Genomic DNA, 16,226 nt, shown 5'->3' with positions numbered 1-16,226 from the left:
GCCTAAGTGGAACGTGGTACCCGGGCAACTGGCGGGTGATCAGAAAGTGAGGTGGCGTGGAACACGACGTACGGGCAACCTATGGCGCCTCGTTGTCGCCCGACGCGACGGCGTTCGCCCACATCGTCGACGACGGCGGCTATCCGCGTGCCGTCCAACGCTTCCTGCGGGGCTGGCGGGCCAGCTCCTCGCGTGACGTCGAACTGCCGGTCGAGGGGCCTGTCACCAAGGTCGTCCACTCCGCCGACGGTCATTGGCTGGCCTGTCAGGTCGCGCCCGAGGGCAGCACCCGAAGCCAGGTCTGGGTGGTCACCACCGATCCCGATGACCGGATGGCCCGCCGCATCGACGGGATGGACACCGACGGTATGGCTGGCACCGCCGAGCTGATCGCCTGGGACGGCACCCGGGTCTGCGCGATCCTCACCGGCGAGGACGGCATCGGTCAGTCCACCCTGATCGATCCGGTCGACGGCAGTGTCGTCGTGCTGGATCGCCGGTCGGGCGGCCAGCTCGTCGACGCCTGGGCCGGCTCGGCGCTGATCCGCGTTGGGCCCCGCGGCTACCGGGAGCTGATCATGCTCAAGGGACTGACCGAAATCGCTTTGCTCCCTTCCGATCCCGGATCCTGCACCGATGTGGGCGTGATTCTCGACGACCACCACCCGCGACGGTTGCGGACCGGCCCGGACGGCGAGCACACCGAGCTGTACCACCCCGCGCACACCTACGGCCCCAACGGCACCGACGGCTACGTGCGGGCGCTGATCCGCAGCGACAACGGGGCATCGCACAGCCGCCTGCTCGAGGTGACCGTCACTCCCGGCGGCGTGGCCTACCACGTGGTCGCCGAGCGGCCGGGCTACGACCTCGACGAGTTCGTGGTCAGCGACGACTTGTCGACCGTGGCATTGTTGTGGAACATCGACGGCTGCAGCGAATTACAGATTCTGGAGTATGCCGACTACACGTTGAGTGAACCGATCCCGCTGCCCAGCCTGGTTGCCGGTGAACTGTCTATCAGTGCCGGCGGGTCGATGGTCGCGATGACCGTCCAGGGGGCGGACATGCCGCGCACCGTCGAACTCGTCGACCCGCGCTCGCGGGAGTGGGAGCGCATCGACCGCAAACCGAGCATTGGACCGGTCTGCGCGCGCCCGCGGTTGCACACCGTCACTGCGCGCGACGGTCGGTCGCTGTCCGGGTGGCTGTACTGCCCGCCGCCTGGCGTCGAGCAGATCGGCATGATGATCTACCTGCACGGCGGCCCGGAGGGACAGGCCCGCCCCGGGCACAGCGAGATCTTCCCGGGTCTGCTCGACGAGGGCATCGCGGTGTTCGCGCCCAACGTGCGGGGTTCGGGCGGTCACGGCCGCGAATTCGTCCACGCCGATGACAAGGAGAAAAGGTTCGCCGCGATCGACGACGTGGCGGACTGCGCTATCTATATCGGCGGGCACGGCCTGGCCGATCCGGCGCGAATCGCTTGTGCCGGTTGGTCATACGGTGGTTACCTGACGATGGCGGCGCTGGCGTTCCATCCCGGTCTGTTCGTCGCCGGTGTCTCCATCTGCGGGATGAGCGATCTGGGCACGTTCTACCGCACCACCGAGCCGTGGATCGCGGCCGCCTCCTATCCGGAATACGGTCACCCCGTCGCCGACCGCGAACTGCTCGACGCGCTTTCCCCGCTGCAGCGGGTGGACTCGTTGGTCGCACCCCTACTGGTCGTGCATGGCGGCACCGACACCAATGTCGCGGTCAGTGAATCCGAGCAGATCGTCGAGGCATTACGCGCACGCGGCCGCGCGGTCCGCTACCTGCTCTTCGACGATGACGGGCACGAGATCGTCAAACGCGAGAACCACGCCGCGCTGGCGGCAGCGGTGGCCGACTGGCTGGCGATGGCCTTCGGCCGCAGCGATGTTTAGGAAACTTTCGAGCGGGTAAAACCTTGGGCGCCAAGTGCTGCGGACGATCAAGGAGGATCACCATGCGAGGGCGCGGAATCATAGGTGCAATCGTCATCGTGTGGCTGTTGATCGGGGTGTTCGCTACCTGGCAGCGCGGTTACTTCTCCAACAGTCAAGCCAACTGCGCGACTGCTGGGTCTATCGCGTTGACCGTCGTGGCAGGCCCGCTCAACTACGCGGGTGTCAATCCCAAGGTTGCCAGCTGCAACCTGCCACAACCTAGCCAGTAGCCGAAAAGTGTTCAAAAGAGTTCAGCAAGTGACTATCTGGAGGAAGCAATGATCGTACTCGGGGCAATCCTGCTCATTCTGGGCTTCGTTCTGAAGATCCAGATCCTGTGGACCATCGGGATCATTCTGTTGGTCATCGGTGCCGTGCTGTGGGTGCTGGGCGCCGTGGGCCGTCCGGTCGGCGGAAGGAAAGTCTGGTATTAGCTGCTGCGGCGTGAACGGTGGTCGGCGGACGTCGCCGAAGACAGTGCAGCCACCGTCATCGCCCGCAGCACCTCGCGTGAACGCCCCGGGTCGGCCGCCTTGGCCACCAGGGGCTTCATGCTGTGTGGGGTCGAGTTGAGCAGACCGAAGACCGCGTGCGCCATCAACCGGGCGTCGGCCTCCGGCAGGCCGGGATGCAGCTCGCGCAGCACCCCCACCCAGATTTCGACATAGCTGCGCTGAGCCCGCCGGACCTGACGCTGCGCCGCGGACGGTAGCTGCGCCAGATCGCGGTCCTGGATGCGAATCAGATCCGACTCGCCGAGGGCGAAATCGAGGTGAAACTCGATCAGTCCGTTCAGCGCCGCCGCCGGATCCTCGGCGCCGGACACAACGGCCTGCGCACCGGCCAGCAGTCGGGTACTGATGCCGACCAGCAGTTCGACCAGCAGCGCTTCCTTGTTGGGGAAATGCCGATAGATTGCCGGGCCGCTCACCCCGGCCGCCGCGCCGATGTCTTCCAGCCGCACCGCCTGGAAGCCTTTCTCGGCCATCAACCGTCCCGCGGCCGCCAACAGAGCCGACCGGCGGTCCGACTTCTGCCTGCTGCGGCGAGTGGACGTTTCGATGAGGACCCTCCGGGAACGTGTCTGGACGTTTCGGTTAATCTCCATTAACGTTACACGAGTTAGTCGTCATTAACTCAATCGTGACGGGACATCGACGATGGCATCACCGGCTGCCCACCGCGCGGCGCACCTGCAGCTCGTCGAGCGGTTGCGCGCCAAGCTGGCCGCGGCGGCGCTCGGCGGATCGCCGCGCGCCCGTGAGCGACACGTCGCCCGCGGCAAGCTTCTGCCCCGGGACCGGGTCGACGGGCTGTTGGATCCGGGCAGCCCGCTGCTCGAGGTCGCGCCGCTGGCCGCCGACGGCATGTACGACGACGAATGCCCCGCGGCCGGGATCATCACCGGCATCGGCCGGGTCTCCGGACGCGAGTGCATGATCGTGGCCAACGACGCCACCGTCAAAGGCGGCACCTATTACCCGGTGACGGTCAAGAAGCACCTGCGCGCCCAGGAGATCGCGTTGCAGAACCGGTTGCCGTGCCTCTACCTCGTCGACTCCGGCGGTGCCTTCCTGCCCCGCCAGGACGAGGTCTTCCCCGACCGCGACCACTTCGGCCGCATCTTCTACAACCAAGCCACCATGAGTGCGGCGGGCATTCCGCAGATCGCCGCGGTGCTGGGCTCGTGCACCGCCGGCGGCGCCTACGTTCCGGCGATGAGCGACGAGGCCATCATCGTGCGCAACCAGGGCACGATCTTCCTGGGCGGGCCGCCGCTGGTGAAGGCCGCCACCGGCGAGGTGGTGACCGCCGAGGAGCTCGGCGGCGGCGACCTGCATTCCAAGGTCTCTGGCGTCACCGACCACCTGGCCCACGACGACCGTGACGCGCTGCGCATCGTCCGGCGCATCGTCGCCACCATGGGCCCCCGCGAGCCGCGGCCATGGGATGTCGCGCCCACCGTCGATCCGATCGCCGACCAGCACGAGCTCTACGATGTCGTCCCGGTCGACGCCCGGGTGCCCTACGACGTGCGCGAGGTGATCACCCGCATCGTCGACGGCGGCGAATTCAGCGAGTTCAAGGCCGAATACGGCGCCACCCTGGTCACCGGCTTCGCCCGCATCCACGGCCATCCGGTCGGCATCGTCGCCAACAACGGCGTACTGTTCGGCGAATCCGCGCTCAAGGGAGCACATTTCATCGAGCTGTGCGATAAGCGGATGGTGCCGCTGCTGTTCCTGCAGAACATCACCGGCTTCATGGTCGGCCGCGACTACGAGGCCGGCGGCATCGCCAAGCACGGCGCCAAGATGGTGACCGCGGTGGCCTGCGCGCGGGTGCCCAAGCTCACCGTGGTCATCGGCGGCTCCTACGGCGCGGGCAACTACTCGATGTGCGGACGGGCATATTCGCCCCGGTTCCTGTGGATGTGGCCCAACGCGCGCATTTCGGTGATGGGCGGTGAGCAGGCCGCCTCGGTGCTGGCCACCGTGCGCGGGGAGATGACTCCCGAGGAGGAGGACGCCTTCAAGGCGCCGATCCGGGAGCAATACGAGCACCAGGGCAATCCGTACTACTCGACCGCCCGGCTGTGGGACGACGGCGTCATCGATCCCGCCGACACCAGAACTGTTCTGGGACTGGCGCTCTCGGTGACCGCCAACGCTCCCGTGGACCCGGTGTCCTACGGCGTCTTCAGGATGTGACGATGTTCAGCAGAGTCCTTGTCGCCAACCGAGGCGAGATCGCGGTGCGCGTTATCCGCACGCTGCGCGCCATGGGTATCGAGTCGGTCGCGGTGTACAGCGATGCCGACGCGGCCTCCCGTCACGTCGCCGAGGCCGACGTGGCAGTCCGGATCGGTCCGCCGCCGGCGCGGCAGAGCTACCTCGACATCGAGGCCGTCGTCGCGGCCGCGCTTGAGACCGGGGCCCAGGCCGTCCATCCCGGATACGGATTCCTCTCGGAGAACTCCGAATTCGCTGCGGCGCTGGAGCGGGCGGGGGTGGCATTCATCGGGCCGCCGACGGCCGCGATCGGCACCATGGGCGACAAGATCGCTGCCAAGGCCGCGGTGTCGGCGTTCGGCGTGCCGGTGGTCCCCGGCATCGCACGGCCCGGCCTGACTGACGCCGAACTCATCGAGGCCGCCGGCGGCATCGGCTACCCGATCCTGGTCAAGCCGTCGGCGGGCGGTGGCGGCAAGGGGATGCGGCGCGTCGACGACGCCGCCGAGCTGCCCGCGGCGTTGGCCTCGGCGCGGCGCGAGTCGGCGGCGGCCTTCGGTGACGACACCCTGTTCCTGGAACGGTTCGTCCTGCGTCCCCGGCACATCGAGGTCCAGGTGCTGGCCGATACGTTCGGCGCCGTGTTGCACCTCGGTGAGCGGGAATGCAGCCTGCAGCGCCGGCATCAGAAGGTCATCGAGGAGGCGCCCTCACCGCTGCTGGACGCGGCCACCCGGGCGCGGATCGGCGCGGCGGCCTGCGACACCGCTCGCAGCGTCGACTACGTCGGCGCGGGCACCGTGGAGTTCATCGTCTCCGCCGACCGGCCCGACGAGTTCTTCTTCATGGAGATGAACACCCGGCTGCAGGTCGAGCACCCGGTCACCGAGATGGTCACCGGCTGGGACCTTGTCGAATGGCAGGTGCGCATCGCGGCGGGGGAGAAGCTGCCGGTGACCCAGGACGACATCGAGATGCGCGGCCACGCGATCGAAGCGCGGGTGTACGCCGAAGACCCGTCGGCCGGTTTCCTGCCCACCGGGGGTCCGGTGCTGGGGCTGCTGGAACCGTCAGGGGTGCGGGTGGATTCGGGCCTGTCGGCGGGGATGACGGTCGGCAGCGACTACGACCCGATGCTGTCCAAGGTGATCGCCCACGGTGCAGACCGTTCGGCCGCGCTGCGCACGCTCGACCGGGCGCTGTCCGAAACCGCGGTGCTCGGTGTCGGTACCAACATCGAATTCCTGCGGTTCCTGCTGGCCGACGAGGATGTGGTTGCCGGACGACTCGACACCGGCCTCATCGATCGTGCGGTCTTCACCGCCGAGCCGGCCGGTGACCAGGTGTTCATCGCCGCTGCCGCGTATCGCTGGCTGACCCGCTGGCCCACCGGAGCGGCGGATCCGTGGGACGTGCCGTCGGGGTGGCGAATCGGGGCGCCCGCGCCGACCAGCCTGCGGCTGCGCTCCGGTGCGCGCACCGATCACGTCCACATCACCGGAACACCCGAGAACGCGTGGGTGCGGATCGAGGACGGCGAAAGCCGTTCGCTGTCAGCACGGTTGGCCGGTGCGAGTCTCTCGGTCACTGTGAACGGACTTCGCCGCACCTACACCGTCGCCACCGACGGCCAGCAGATCTGGCTGGCCGGCGGTGGCCGGTCGGTGCTGGTCGAGGAGTTGCGGGAAGCGCCGGTGCGCCCCGACGACGAACAGGGCGGCGATGCGGAGTTGGTTAGCCCGATGCCCGGAGCCGTTGTCGCCGTAGGCGTTTCCGACGGTGACACCGTCACGGCGGGAACCGTGGTGGTCGCCGTCGAGGCGATGAAGATGGAGCATTCGCTGGCCGCGCCGGTCGACGGCGTGGTCGAACTTCACGTCGCCGTCGGCGACCAAGTCAAGGTGGGGCAGCTGCTGGCCAAGGTCAGCGCCACCCCAGAAAATGGCGAGTAGAGAAAGCGCAATCATGACCGATTTCCTCTCCACCGGGACCCTTCCGGAGGAATACCAGCAGCTCGCCATGACGGTGCGCGACTTCGCCCGCAGCGTTGTCGCGCCGGTGGCGGCCACACACGATGCCGAACACTCCTTCCCCTACGAGGTCGTCGCCGGGATGGCCGAGATGGGCTTGTTCGGTCTGCCCTTCCCCGAGGAGTACGGCGGCATGGGCGGTGACTACTTCGCCCTGTGCCTGGCGCTGGAGGAGCTCGGCAAGATCGACCAGAGCGTGGCGATCACCCTGGAGGCCGGGGTCTCGCTGGGCGCCATGCCGGTCTACCGGTTCGGCAATGAGAGCCAGAAGCAGGAGTGGCTGCCGCAGCTGACCAGTGGGCAGGCCCTCGGGGCGTTCGGGCTCACCGAGGCCGGCGGCGGCACCGACGCCGGTGCCACCAAGACCACCGCGCGATTGGATGGGGCGAACTGGGTTATTAATGGCTCCAAGCAGTTCATCACCAACTCCGGCACCGACATCACCAAGCTGATCACCGTGACAGCGGTGACCGGGGGGGGCGGCGACAAGCGGGAGATCTCCTCGATCCTGGTGCCGGTGCCCACCGCCGGATTCACCGCAGAACCCGCCTACGACAAGGTCGGCTGGAACGCCTCGGACACTCACCCGCTGACGTTCGAAGACGTGCGGGTCCCCGAGGAGAATCTGCTCGGCGAGCGCGGCCGCGGCTACGCCAACTTCCTGCGGATCCTCGACGAGGGCCGCATCGCGATCGCGGCGCTGTCCACCGGCGCGGCGCAGGGCTGCGTCGAGGAGAGCGTGAAATACGCCAAGGAGCGCAGCGCGTTCGGGCAGCCGATCGGCAAGTATCAGGCCATCGAGTTCAAGATCGCCCGGATGGAGGCGCGCGCCCACGTGGCGCGTACCGCCTACTACGACGCCGCCGCCCTGATGCTGGCGGGCAAGCCGTTCAAGAAGGAGGCCGCGATCGCGAAGATGGTTGCCAGCGAGGCCGCCATGGACAATGCCCGCGACGCCACCCAGATCCACGGCGGCTACGGCTTCATGAACGAGTACCCCGTCGCCCGCCACTACCGGGACAGCAAGATCCTCGAAATCGGCGAGGGGACCACCGAAGTGCAGCTGATGTTGATCGCCCGAGAGCTGGGTGTGGCATGACGCAGGAGAAGGTCGTCGTCCAGCGCGGCTTGTGGTTCGAGGAATTCGAGTTGGGGGTGCGCTACGTGCACAGCCCCGGGCGCACCATCACCGAGGCCGACAACGTCTTGTTCACCACCTTGACCATGAACACCCAGGCGCTGCATCTGGACGCTGCGTTCGCCGACGCACTGCCGCCCTTCCATCAACGGCTGGTGAACTCGATGTTCACGCTGTCCACGCTGGTGGGGCTGTCGGTGGCGCAGCTGACCCAGGGCACGATCGTCGGCAACCTCGGTTTCTCCGACATCGCCTTCCCCAAGCCGCTTTTCCACGGTGACACGATGTACGCCGAGACCGTCGTCACCGACAAACGCGAGTCCAAGAGCCGCCCGGGCGAGGGCATCGTGACGTTCGCCCACACCGCCCGCAATCAGCACGGCGATATCGTCGCCACCGCGACGCGCAAGACGATGGTCAGGAAGAAGCCCGCCTGATGGCACTGGACAACCCGGGACCCGCCTGGCTGTTCTGCCCCGCCGACCGCCCCGAACGATTCGAAAAAGCCGCGGCCGCAGCCGATGTCGTCATCCTCGATCTCGAGGACGGGGTGGCCGCCAAGGATCGCGAGGCGGCCCGCGAGGCGCTAGTGGCAACCCAGCTCGACCCGGCCCGCACCGTCGTGCGGGTCAACCCGTCAACCACCGCCGACCATCCCCGCGACCTGGCGGCCCTGGCCCGCACGCCGTACACCACGGTGATGCTGGCCAAGACCGAGTCGGCCGAGCAGGTTAGGGCACTGGCACCGCTGGATGTGGTGGTGCTGATCGAGACGCCGCTGGGTGCGCTCGCCGTGGCCGAGACGGCGCGAGCGGACAACACGTTGGCGGTCATGTGGGGTGCCGAGGATCTGTTCGCCGTTCTCGGCGGCACCGACAACCGCTACCCGGACGGCTCCTATCGCGAGGTGGCCCGGCACGTGCGATCGCAGAGTCTGTTGGCGGCCAAGGCCTACGGCCGGCTGGCCCTGGACTCGGTGTTCCTCGATATCCGCAATCTCGACGGGCTGCGGGCCGAGGTGGACGACGCCGTCGCCGTGGGCTTCGACGTCAAGGTCGCGATCCATCCCAGCCAGATTGCCGTCATCCGAGAGGGCTATGCGCCCAGCGCCGAGGCTGTCGACTGGGCCCGACACGTGCTGCGGAAGGCCCGCGAGGAACGCGGTGTCTTCCAATACGAGGGCATAATGGTGGATGCCCCGGTGCTGCGGCGAGCAGAGCGCATCGTCCAGTTGGCGCCCGACCCCGGCCGTTAGCTGGCAGCTCGTACAACGGGTTGCTCTGGCCGCCTCCGCACTGAGCGGACTGGAGGCGGCATGGAAACGGTGCAGCTCATCGCGCCGGATGGAACCGCGACAGCGGATGACCGATACCGGCGCGACCCGCCGCCGGAAACCCTGATCTGGCTCTTCGAAAACCTGGTCGTCACCCGCGATCTCGACGCTGAGTTCGTCAACCTGCAACGCCAGGGGGAACTGGCGCTGTACGCGTCCTGCCGGGGTCAGGAAGCCGCACAGGTCGGAGCCGTCGGCTGCCTGCGCAAGTCCGACTGGCTCTTTCCGCAATACCGCGAGCTCGGCGCCTTTCTGGTGCGCGGCATCGCGCCGGCGCAGATGGCCGCCGTGTGGCGGGGCGCCTGGCACGGCGGGCTGGACTTCACCGGCAAGTGCTGCGCGCCGATCAGCATCCCCATCGCCACCCACGCGTTGCATGCCGTCGGTGCTGCCATGGCCGCTCAGCGACTCGGTGAGGACTCGGTGACCGTGGCCTTCCTCGGCGACGGAGCCACCAGCGAAGGCGACACCCATGAGGCGATGAATCTTGCTGCCGTCGAGAAAGCGCCGTGCGTGTTCTACGTCCAGAACAACCAGTGGGCGATCTCGGTTCCGGTGAGCCGCCAGCACGCCGCCCCGACCATCGCCCACCGCGCGCAGGGCTACGGGATGCCCGGTATCAGGGTGGATGGCAACGACGTGCTGGCCTGCTACGCGGTGATGGCCGAGGCCGCCGAACGGGCCAGGGCCGGGCAGGGACCCACCCTCGTCGAAGCGGTCACCTATCGCATGGGACCGCACACCACCTCCGACGATCCCACCCGCTACCAGCCCGCACAGGAGCTCGACGAGTGGGCGGCCCGGGATCCCATCGCCCGCTACCGCAGCCATCTGCGCCGCGACGGCGTCCTCACCGAGCGGGTCGAACAGCGGATCGCCGCCCGCTCCGAGCGGCTGAGCGCCGAGCTTCGCGACGCGGTGGTCGACGCTCCCGACCCGGATGTCGGTGAGCTCTTCGACACCGTCTACGCCGAGATCACACCCGTGCTGTCGGCCCAGCGCGAGCAGTTGCTCGCCGAGATGGCGAAGGAGGTGTGAGATGACGCAGATCGTCGAACGGCCGCCGAAGCTGACCGACCTGCCGCAGGTCACCACCGTGACCATGGTCCAAGCGATCAACCGCGCGCTGCATGACGCGATGGCCGCCGACGACCGGGTGCTGGTATTCGGCGAAGACGTGGCCACTCTGGGTGGCGTGTTCCGAATCACCGAGGGATTGGCCGGAACCTTCGGTGAGCAGCGGTGTTTCGACACACCGCTGGCCGAGTCAGCCATCGTCGGGATCGCCGTCGGCCTGGCGATCCGCGGTTTCGTACCCGTCCCGGAGATCCAGTTCGACGGCTTCTCGTATCCGGCGTTCGACCAGGTGGTCAGCCATCTGGCCAAGTACCGGATGCGCACTCGCGGGCAGGTCGACATGCCGGTGACGATCAGGATTCCGTCGTTCGGCGGGATCGGTGCGGTGGAACATCATTCGGAATCCACCGAGACCTACTGGGTGCACACCGCCGGGCTCAAGGTCGTCGCGCCCTCCACGCCGTCGGACGCCTACTGGTTGCTCAGGCACGCGATCGCCGCCCGGGACCCGGTGATCTTCCTGGAACCCAAGCGGCGCTATTGGATACGCGAGCACGTCGACTTCGCCGAGCCGGGTCCGCCGATCGGACAGGCCGCGGTCCGCCGGGCCGGCGACGACGTCACCGTGCTGACCTACGGCGGCTTGGTGGGTACCGCGCTGAACGCGGCCGAGCTCGCGGACTGCGATCTCGAAGTGATCGACCTGCGGTCGCTGAGCCCGCTGGATTTCGGCACCATCGCCACGTCGGTGCGCAAGACCGGCCGTGCGGTGGTCATGCACGAGGGGCCGCGCACGCTGGGCTTCGGGGCCGAGCTGGCGGCGCGGATCTCCGAAGAGCTGTTCTACGACCTCGAGGCACCGGTGTTGCGCGCCACCGGCTTCGACACCCCGTATCCACCGGCGAGGCTGGAGAAGGCCTGGCTGCCCGGCGTGGACCGGTTGCTCGACTGCGTCGAGAAGGCGATGCGACGGCCATGAGCGACTTCCTGGTGCCCGACCTCGGTGAGGGCCTGCAGGACGCCACCATCACCGCGTGGGCCGTGATGGTCGGTGACGTCGTCGAACTCAATCAGACGTTGTGCACCGTCGAGACCAACAAGGCCGAGGTCGAGCTTCCGAGCCCCTATGCGGGTCGGGTCGTCGAGCTCGGTGGTGCCGAGGGTGAGACGCTACCGGTGGGAACGCTGTTGGTGCGCATCGACACCGGGTCGGCGACGCTGCAGCGCACGCCGGTACTGGTCGGGTACGGAACTGACAGTGGCATGGACCGCAGCCGCCGACCGCGCGCGGCCCCCAAGGTGCGCAAGCTGGCCGCTGACCTGGCGGTGGATCTGCATGAGCTGCAACCAGGTTCGGGAACCGACGGCGTGATCACCCGCGACGACGTGCTCGGTGCGTCCGCGACGCCCGCCGAAACCGTCGCGGTGCGCGGCGTCCGCGCCCGGATGGCCACCCAGATGGCGTTGTCTCGCAGCAGGATTCCGGACGCCCACGCCAGCGTGCAGGTGGAGTGTTCGGCTTTGGTGCGGCTGTGCGACCGGCTGGATGTGACGCCGTTCGTGCTGACGCTCCGGTTGCTCGTCATTGCGCTGGCGCGCCACCCGATGCTGAACGCGACCTGGGTGGAATCCGAAGGGGAGGAGCAGATTCGGCTGCATCGCGACGTGCGGCTGGGGCTTGCCGTGGCTACCGAGCGGGGTTTGGTGGTCCCAGTGGTCACCGACGCCCACGCCTGTACGACCAGGCGGTTGGCCGCGGCCGTCGACGATCTGGTGCGGCGGGCGAGAGCGGGCACGCTGGCGCCGGCTCAGTTGGGCGGGTCGACGTTCACCGTGTCCAATTTCGGTGCGCTCGGCCTGGACGAGGGTGTCCCGGTGATCAACTATCCCGAGGCGGCGATCCTGGGCATGGGTTCGCTCGAACCGCGGGCCGTGGTGGTCGATGGCGAGGTGGTGGCCAGGCCGACGATGACGTTGACCTGTGCGTTCGATCATCGGGTTGCCGACGGGGCGCAGGCCGCGGCGTTCCTGACCGACCTGCGGGGGCTGATCGAATCGCCGGACACGGCGCTGCTGGACCTGTAGCGCTCAGCGTGCGTAGCGCTTGGCGTAGCCCAGTTGGCGTTTGACGATCTGCGCCGCGCGCTCCTGGGTGGTGACGTAGACGGTGCCGGCGGGCAGCACCGTGGTGAGATTGGTGAGCGCGACCACCTGCGAACCGACCCTCGGGTCGATATCGGAAGTCGGATCGAAGTCCTGGAACCGGATGGAAATCGTGCCCTGGTTCAGGCCGCCGGTGGAAACCCAGTTGGCCACACCGGGGTCGGTGGGCGAGACCACGATGGTGTAGGTGCCGTCAGCATTGGCAACGGACTGGCTGACGTTCAGGCTGGTCTGCTCGTCCCAGTAGTTGTCGGTGATCGTCCAATCATTGGTCACCGGCACGCTGAAATAGCGGGCCTTCCCTGGGTCGATCGTGATGACCAGTGCCTGGTCGTCGGTGAGCTGAAAGTAACCGGCGCTTTGCAGTTGGGTCGCCAGGAACGCGGCGTTGTGGTCGGGGCTGGAGAGCACGTTCGGGGTGGCCCGGGTGGCGACACCCATGTACCGGTCCTCACCGCTGATGCCGAGCAGCACCATGATGGCGGCCGTCTCGATCGACTGCAGAATCCGCGGCGCCGGCAAGGGTGGGACCAGCGACACCAGCGACGTCAGCAGCGGGCTACTGGAGACCAGTGGGCCGATGCCGGGGATCGCGAAACCGCCGAGCTGGCTGAACAGGCTGTCGGGCGGGCCGCTGACCCGCTGGATGGACAGGCTCATCGGTTCTTGGGTGGTCCAGTCCGACAAGGTGTTTCGCGTGGTGATCAGGGTGGCGCCGGGAGGGACATAGAGGTGGTTGGTCTGTCCGGGGGCAGTGGGGGTGGAATCAACGGTGATGGTGAACGTGCCGTCGGGGTTGACCGCCAGGTCGCGGCCGTTGATGTTGCTGGCCGTGGTGCCATTGAGTCCGGTGAGCACACTGAAGTTGGTGTCGGCGGGTAGTGCTCCGGTGAACGAGCCGGTGATCACGTACGACGACGCGTTGTTCACCCCGACGAATCGGTAGATGGTGTCCGGGTTGTCGTACCAGATTCGGGTCCCGGTGAAGCTCTGCCCATACCAGCTGTGGGCAGGTGCTACCTGTTGAAAGATCTTGGGGGCGTTGGAGTTCAGCAACAGCACTTCCATGGCTGCCTGTGTCGCATACTCGGTGACCGCCTGGTCGAGCTGTGCCATGTTCTGCCGGTCGGGGCCACCGACCATCGCGAAGTTCTTCTGCGCGGCCAGCCACCAGCCGACTTTGAGAACAGCCTTGGCCAGGCGGACGATCGGGGAGTTGGCCAGCTGGGTGGCGAGCCGTTCGCCGTCGAGTTGATCGGGGGTGGCCAGAACCGACGTCGTTTCGGCCGGTCCCGGGTTCTCCAGCATCGTCACCTCCGCGGTGGTGGTGCTGGCGCCTTCGCGTGCCTGGACGTTCTGGGCGGGTCGCTGCGCCTGCTGCTCGGCTTCGCGCCGGGCATAACCGAGGACATCGGAGACCGACGCGACATCACGGGGGGCCACCGGGCGGCTGCGCACCTGTCCGGCCACCCGCCTTGACGTGCTGGGCGAGACCACGCCGGCGACGGCCTGGGTTTGGGCGGCTTTCGGTGCCTTCGCGGCCTGCCGCGGTGAGTGGGCGGTCGAACTCGACCCGGTGCCGGTGTCGGCCGCCGCGACTCCGGGACTGCTGGCCACCGCCACGCCGACGCCGAGCGCGAACGCCAGTGCCCCAACTCGGCCAACGTACCGGGCATATCGGCTGGGTGTGGCGTGTGTCACACAACGGACTGTAAGACGTCGGTACCCTCGATTACTATCGAACGTATGTTCGATACATTGTTGGAGATCGATCTGGATGCCGATGAATCGGCGCTGGTCGAGCGGATCGCGGCGCTGGAGCGGCTCAAGGCGGCCGCGGCGGCGCGGCAGGCGCGGCTCACGGTCGCGCTGGACACGGCACGACGGTCCGCGGAGGCGGCGGCGGGAATGCCGGCAGCGCGTCGCGGCCGTGGAGTGGCCGCCGAGGTCGCGCTGGCCCGGCGGGATTCGCCCACCCGCGGCGGCCGCCACCTGGGGTTGGCCAAGGCGCTGGTGCGCGAGATGCCGCACACGCTGGCGGCCCTGGAAGCCGGGGTGTTGTCGGAATGGCGGGCCACCATCCTGGTGCGGGAGTCTGCCTGCCTCGATGTCGAGGACCGGCGTCGGCTCGACGCCGAATTGTGCGCGGATCCCGCCAGGTTGGAGGGGCTGGGTGATGCGGCGCTGGCCGCGTCCGCCAAGGCGGTTGCCTACCGACTGGATCCGCACGCGGTGGTGGACCGCGCGGCTAGAGCCGAGAGCGAGCGCACGGTCACCATTCGCCCGGCGCCGGACACCATGACCTACGTAACGGCGCTGCTGCCGATGGCTCAGGGGGTTTCGGTGTACGCCGCGCTCAAGCGCGAGGCCGATGTCACCTGCGACGGACGCTCCCGCGGCCAGGTGATGGCCGACACCCTGGTCGAGCGGGTGACCGGGCGGCCGGCCGACCAGGCGGTTCCGATCGCGGTCACCATGGTGATTTCCGATCAGGCGCTGCTCGGCGCGGAGCACGGCTCGGCCGTCATTGCCGGCTACGGCACCGTTCCATCGGCGGTCGCGCAGAAGATGATCCTGGACACCAAGGCCGATACCCGCTCGCGAGCCACGCTGCGCAGGCTCTACGCAAACCCGGGCAGTGGTGCGCTGGTGGCGCTGGAGTCACGATCGCGGCTTTTCCCGAAGGGGCTGGCCGACTTCATCGCCCTGCGAGACCAACGGTGCCGAACCCCGTACTGTGACGCACCCATCCGCCATCGGGATCACGCCGAACCACACCGGCGCGGCGGGCGCACCAGCGCCGCCAACGGTCTGGGCCTGTGCGAAGGGTGCAACTACACCAAGGAAGTGGCGGGGTGGAGCGTGACGACGGATGTCGACGAGAACGGTAGGCACACAGCTGAATTCACCACACCGACCGGGGCGCACTACCACTCGGTCGCGCCGCCGGCGCCGGGAACGCCGAAGATGCCGATGACCACGGCCGAGGTATACCTCAACGGCCGGTTGCTGCGGGTGCTCGTCGCCTGACCTCAGCGGCGTTGCGCGGCGGCCAGCCGGGCCTTGAATTCCGGTGACTCGATCGAGGCTGCCTGCGGGCCGAGCTCGATGTCCTTGGCGGCCTCGTGATGCTCGGTGTCCAGGAAGCCCGGGATGGCGGTGGCCCGCATCGACGCCTTGGTGGCCAGAACCACCTCGCGCGGTGCGGACGCCGGTCCGGCGGCCAGCTCCAGGGCGGCGGCGACCGGGTCCTCGGCGATGCTCAGGGCAAGTCCGTGCCGCACCGCGGATTCGGCGTCGAACCGCATGCCGAATAACAACGCCGCGCGAGCAACCTGCGGGCCGACCGCACGCTGCAGCATCCACGTCGCGCCGCCGCCGGGGTGGATGCCGAGCTTCTGGAAGCGCGGGTCGAAGATCGCGTGCGGACCAGCAATACGCACGTCGGCCGCCAGCGCCAGGTTCAGGCCCGCGCCGACCGCCGCACCGTTGACCGCGGCGATGGTCGGCAGGGTGCACCGGCCGACGGCCATGAAGCCGGCATAGATCCGTTCCAGGCCTTCCTTGGCCGCGGCACCGAGAGCGGACAGGTCGGCTCCGGCGCAGAACGCCTTGCCTGCACCGGTGACCACGACGGCGTTGGCCTCTGACTCGGCGGTCTTGACCGCCTCGCGCAGCTGCTGCGACATCGTGTCGGTGACGGCGTTGCGGCGGTCGGGGTCGTTGACGGTGATCACTGCGACGCGATCGACGAGTTGATAAAGCACCAGGTCTGCCACG

The 16,226-nt window shown here is 68.1% G+C and carries 15 protein-coding genes; 12 read left to right on the top strand and 3 right to left on the bottom strand.

The genetic code is table 11. The annotated features are described in order from the left end of the window. Window positions 1-56: 56 nt before the first annotated feature. From ADBZ9K_RS08495 to ADBZ9K_RS08485, 3 genes are all read left to right on the top strand, one after another. Window positions 57-1,931 carry an alpha/beta hydrolase family protein gene (locus tag ADBZ9K_RS08495; protein WP_526619637.1) on the top strand — a complete coding sequence of 625 codons (1,875 nt, stop codon included), beginning with the start codon at window positions 57-59 and terminating at the stop codon, window positions 1,929-1,931. A 62-nt stretch (window positions 1,932-1,993) separates the two neighbouring features. Next, entirely contained in the window at window positions 1,994-2,203 is a 210-nt protein-coding gene (locus tag ADBZ9K_RS08490; RefSeq protein ID WP_526619636.1) for a hypothetical protein, read from the top strand. A 48-nt stretch (window positions 2,204-2,251) separates the two neighbouring features. Continuing rightward, window positions 2,252-2,407, top strand: a complete 156-nt coding sequence (locus ADBZ9K_RS08485) for a hypothetical protein (RefSeq protein ID WP_457224941.1) — start codon at window positions 2,252-2,254, stop codon at window positions 2,405-2,407. Here the strand turns inward: ADBZ9K_RS08485 and ADBZ9K_RS08480 are convergent. Continuing rightward, window positions 2,404-3,081, bottom strand: a complete 678-nt coding sequence (locus tag ADBZ9K_RS08480; RefSeq protein ID WP_526619635.1) for an SACE_7040 family transcriptional regulator — start codon at window positions 3,079-3,081, stop codon at window positions 2,404-2,406. The two genes, ADBZ9K_RS08485 and ADBZ9K_RS08480, sit on opposite strands and share 4 nt — an antisense overlap. A 52-nt stretch (window positions 3,082-3,133) precedes the next feature. Between ADBZ9K_RS08480 and ADBZ9K_RS08475 the strand changes: the two genes are divergently transcribed. From ADBZ9K_RS08475 to ADBZ9K_RS08440, 8 genes are read left to right on the top strand one after another with little or no spacing between them, the layout of a single operon-like run. Next, the gene (locus ADBZ9K_RS08475) at window positions 3,134-4,684 is read left to right on the top strand and encodes a carboxyl transferase domain-containing protein (protein WP_526619634.1); all 1,551 of its coding nucleotides are present in this window, start codon (window positions 3,134-3,136) and stop codon (window positions 4,682-4,684) included. Between the two features lie 2 nt (window positions 4,685-4,686). Continuing rightward, window positions 4,687-6,657, top strand: coding sequence for an acetyl/propionyl/methylcrotonyl-CoA carboxylase subunit alpha (locus ADBZ9K_RS08470; RefSeq protein ID WP_526619633.1), 1,971 nt, complete (start codon window positions 4,687-4,689; stop codon window positions 6,655-6,657). A 13-nt stretch (window positions 6,658-6,670) separates the two neighbouring features. Next, window positions 6,671-7,834 (top strand): acyl-CoA dehydrogenase family protein, encoded by a 1,164-nt coding sequence (locus tag ADBZ9K_RS08465; RefSeq protein WP_526619632.1) that lies wholly within the window; start codon window positions 6,671-6,673, stop codon window positions 7,832-7,834. Continuing rightward, window positions 7,831-8,310, top strand: coding sequence for a MaoC family dehydratase (locus ADBZ9K_RS08460; RefSeq protein WP_526619631.1), 480 nt, complete (start codon window positions 7,831-7,833; stop codon window positions 8,308-8,310). The genes ADBZ9K_RS08465 and ADBZ9K_RS08460 overlap by 4 nt, the downstream gene beginning before the upstream one ends. After that, window positions 8,310-9,128: an HpcH/HpaI aldolase/citrate lyase family protein gene (locus tag ADBZ9K_RS08455; protein ID WP_526619630.1), complete on the top strand. Its 819-nt coding sequence runs from the start codon at window positions 8,310-8,312 to the stop codon at window positions 9,126-9,128. Before ADBZ9K_RS08460 ends, ADBZ9K_RS08455 begins: the two co-directional genes overlap by 1 nt. Before the next feature lie 60 nt (window positions 9,129-9,188). Further along, on the top strand, window positions 9,189-10,244 hold the full coding sequence (gene pdhA, locus ADBZ9K_RS08450) for a pyruvate dehydrogenase (acetyl-transferring) E1 component subunit alpha (RefSeq protein ID WP_526619629.1): 1,056 nt from the start codon (window positions 9,189-9,191) through the stop codon (window positions 10,242-10,244). Window position 10,245: 1 nt separating this feature from the next. Beyond that, entirely contained in the window at window positions 10,246-11,262 is a 1,017-nt protein-coding gene (locus ADBZ9K_RS08445; RefSeq protein ID WP_526619628.1) for an alpha-ketoacid dehydrogenase subunit beta, read from the top strand. Next, a complete protein-coding gene (locus ADBZ9K_RS08440) occupies window positions 11,259-12,368 on the top strand; it encodes a 2-oxo acid dehydrogenase subunit E2 (protein ID WP_526619627.1) in 1,110 nt (369 codons plus the stop codon). The genes ADBZ9K_RS08445 and ADBZ9K_RS08440 overlap by 4 nt, the downstream gene beginning before the upstream one ends. Before the next feature lie 3 nt (window positions 12,369-12,371). On the opposite strand, the gene ADBZ9K_RS08435 is transcribed toward ADBZ9K_RS08440, so the two are convergent. Next, on the bottom strand, window positions 12,372-14,147 hold the full coding sequence (locus ADBZ9K_RS08435; protein ID WP_526619626.1) for a DUF1214 domain-containing protein: 1,776 nt from the start codon (window positions 14,145-14,147) through the stop codon (window positions 12,372-12,374). Between the two features lie 45 nt (window positions 14,148-14,192). Between ADBZ9K_RS08435 and ADBZ9K_RS08430 the strand changes: the two genes are divergently transcribed. Then, window positions 14,193-15,476, top strand: coding sequence for an HNH endonuclease signature motif containing protein (locus ADBZ9K_RS08430; RefSeq protein WP_526619625.1), 1,284 nt, complete (start codon window positions 14,193-14,195; stop codon window positions 15,474-15,476). A gap of 2 nt (window positions 15,477-15,478) precedes the next feature. On the opposite strand, the gene ADBZ9K_RS08425 is transcribed toward ADBZ9K_RS08430, so the two are convergent. Further along, on the bottom strand, window positions 15,479-16,225 hold the full coding sequence (locus tag ADBZ9K_RS08425) for an enoyl-CoA hydratase (RefSeq protein ID WP_526619624.1): 747 nt from the start codon (window positions 16,223-16,225) through the stop codon (window positions 15,479-15,481). Window position 16,226 lies beyond the last annotated feature (1 nt).

This window comes from Mycobacterium sp. (assembly GCF_965229265.1).
Taxonomy (GTDB): Bacteria; Actinomycetota; Actinomycetes; order Mycobacteriales; family Mycobacteriaceae; genus Mycobacterium.
Note: the sequence above shows the minus strand (reverse complement) of the source record. Positions and strands in the feature narration are given on the sequence as shown.

Bases quoted from the DNA above. Each gene is read 5' to 3' on its own strand.
- ADBZ9K_RS08490 (WP_526619636.1), top strand. From the start codon at position 1,994: ATGCGAGGGCGCGGAATCATAGGTGCAATCGTCATCGTGTGGCTGTTG.
- ADBZ9K_RS08485 (WP_457224941.1), top strand. From the start codon at position 2,252: ATGATCGTACTCGGGGCAATCCTGCTCATTCTGGGCTTCGTTCTGAAG.
- ADBZ9K_RS08480 (WP_526619635.1), bottom strand. From the start codon at position 3,081: ATGGAGATTAACCGAAACGTCCAGACACGTTCCCGGAGGGTCCTCATC.
- ADBZ9K_RS08475 (WP_526619634.1), top strand. From the start codon at position 3,134: ATGGCATCACCGGCTGCCCACCGCGCGGCGCACCTGCAGCTCGTCGAG.
- ADBZ9K_RS08470 (WP_526619633.1), top strand. From the start codon at position 4,687: ATGTTCAGCAGAGTCCTTGTCGCCAACCGAGGCGAGATCGCGGTGCGC.
- ADBZ9K_RS08465 (WP_526619632.1), top strand. From the start codon at position 6,671: ATGACCGATTTCCTCTCCACCGGGACCCTTCCGGAGGAATACCAGCAG.
- ADBZ9K_RS08460 (WP_526619631.1), top strand. From the start codon at position 7,831: ATGACGCAGGAGAAGGTCGTCGTCCAGCGCGGCTTGTGGTTCGAGGAA.
- ADBZ9K_RS08455 (WP_526619630.1), top strand. From the start codon at position 8,310: ATGGCACTGGACAACCCGGGACCCGCCTGGCTGTTCTGCCCCGCCGAC.
- pdhA (WP_526619629.1), top strand. From the start codon at position 9,189: ATGGAAACGGTGCAGCTCATCGCGCCGGATGGAACCGCGACAGCGGAT.
- ADBZ9K_RS08445 (WP_526619628.1), top strand. From the start codon at position 10,246: ATGACGCAGATCGTCGAACGGCCGCCGAAGCTGACCGACCTGCCGCAG.
- ADBZ9K_RS08440 (WP_526619627.1), top strand. From the start codon at position 11,259: ATGAGCGACTTCCTGGTGCCCGACCTCGGTGAGGGCCTGCAGGACGCC.
- ADBZ9K_RS08430 (WP_526619625.1), top strand. From the start codon at position 14,193: ATGTTCGATACATTGTTGGAGATCGATCTGGATGCCGATGAATCGGCG.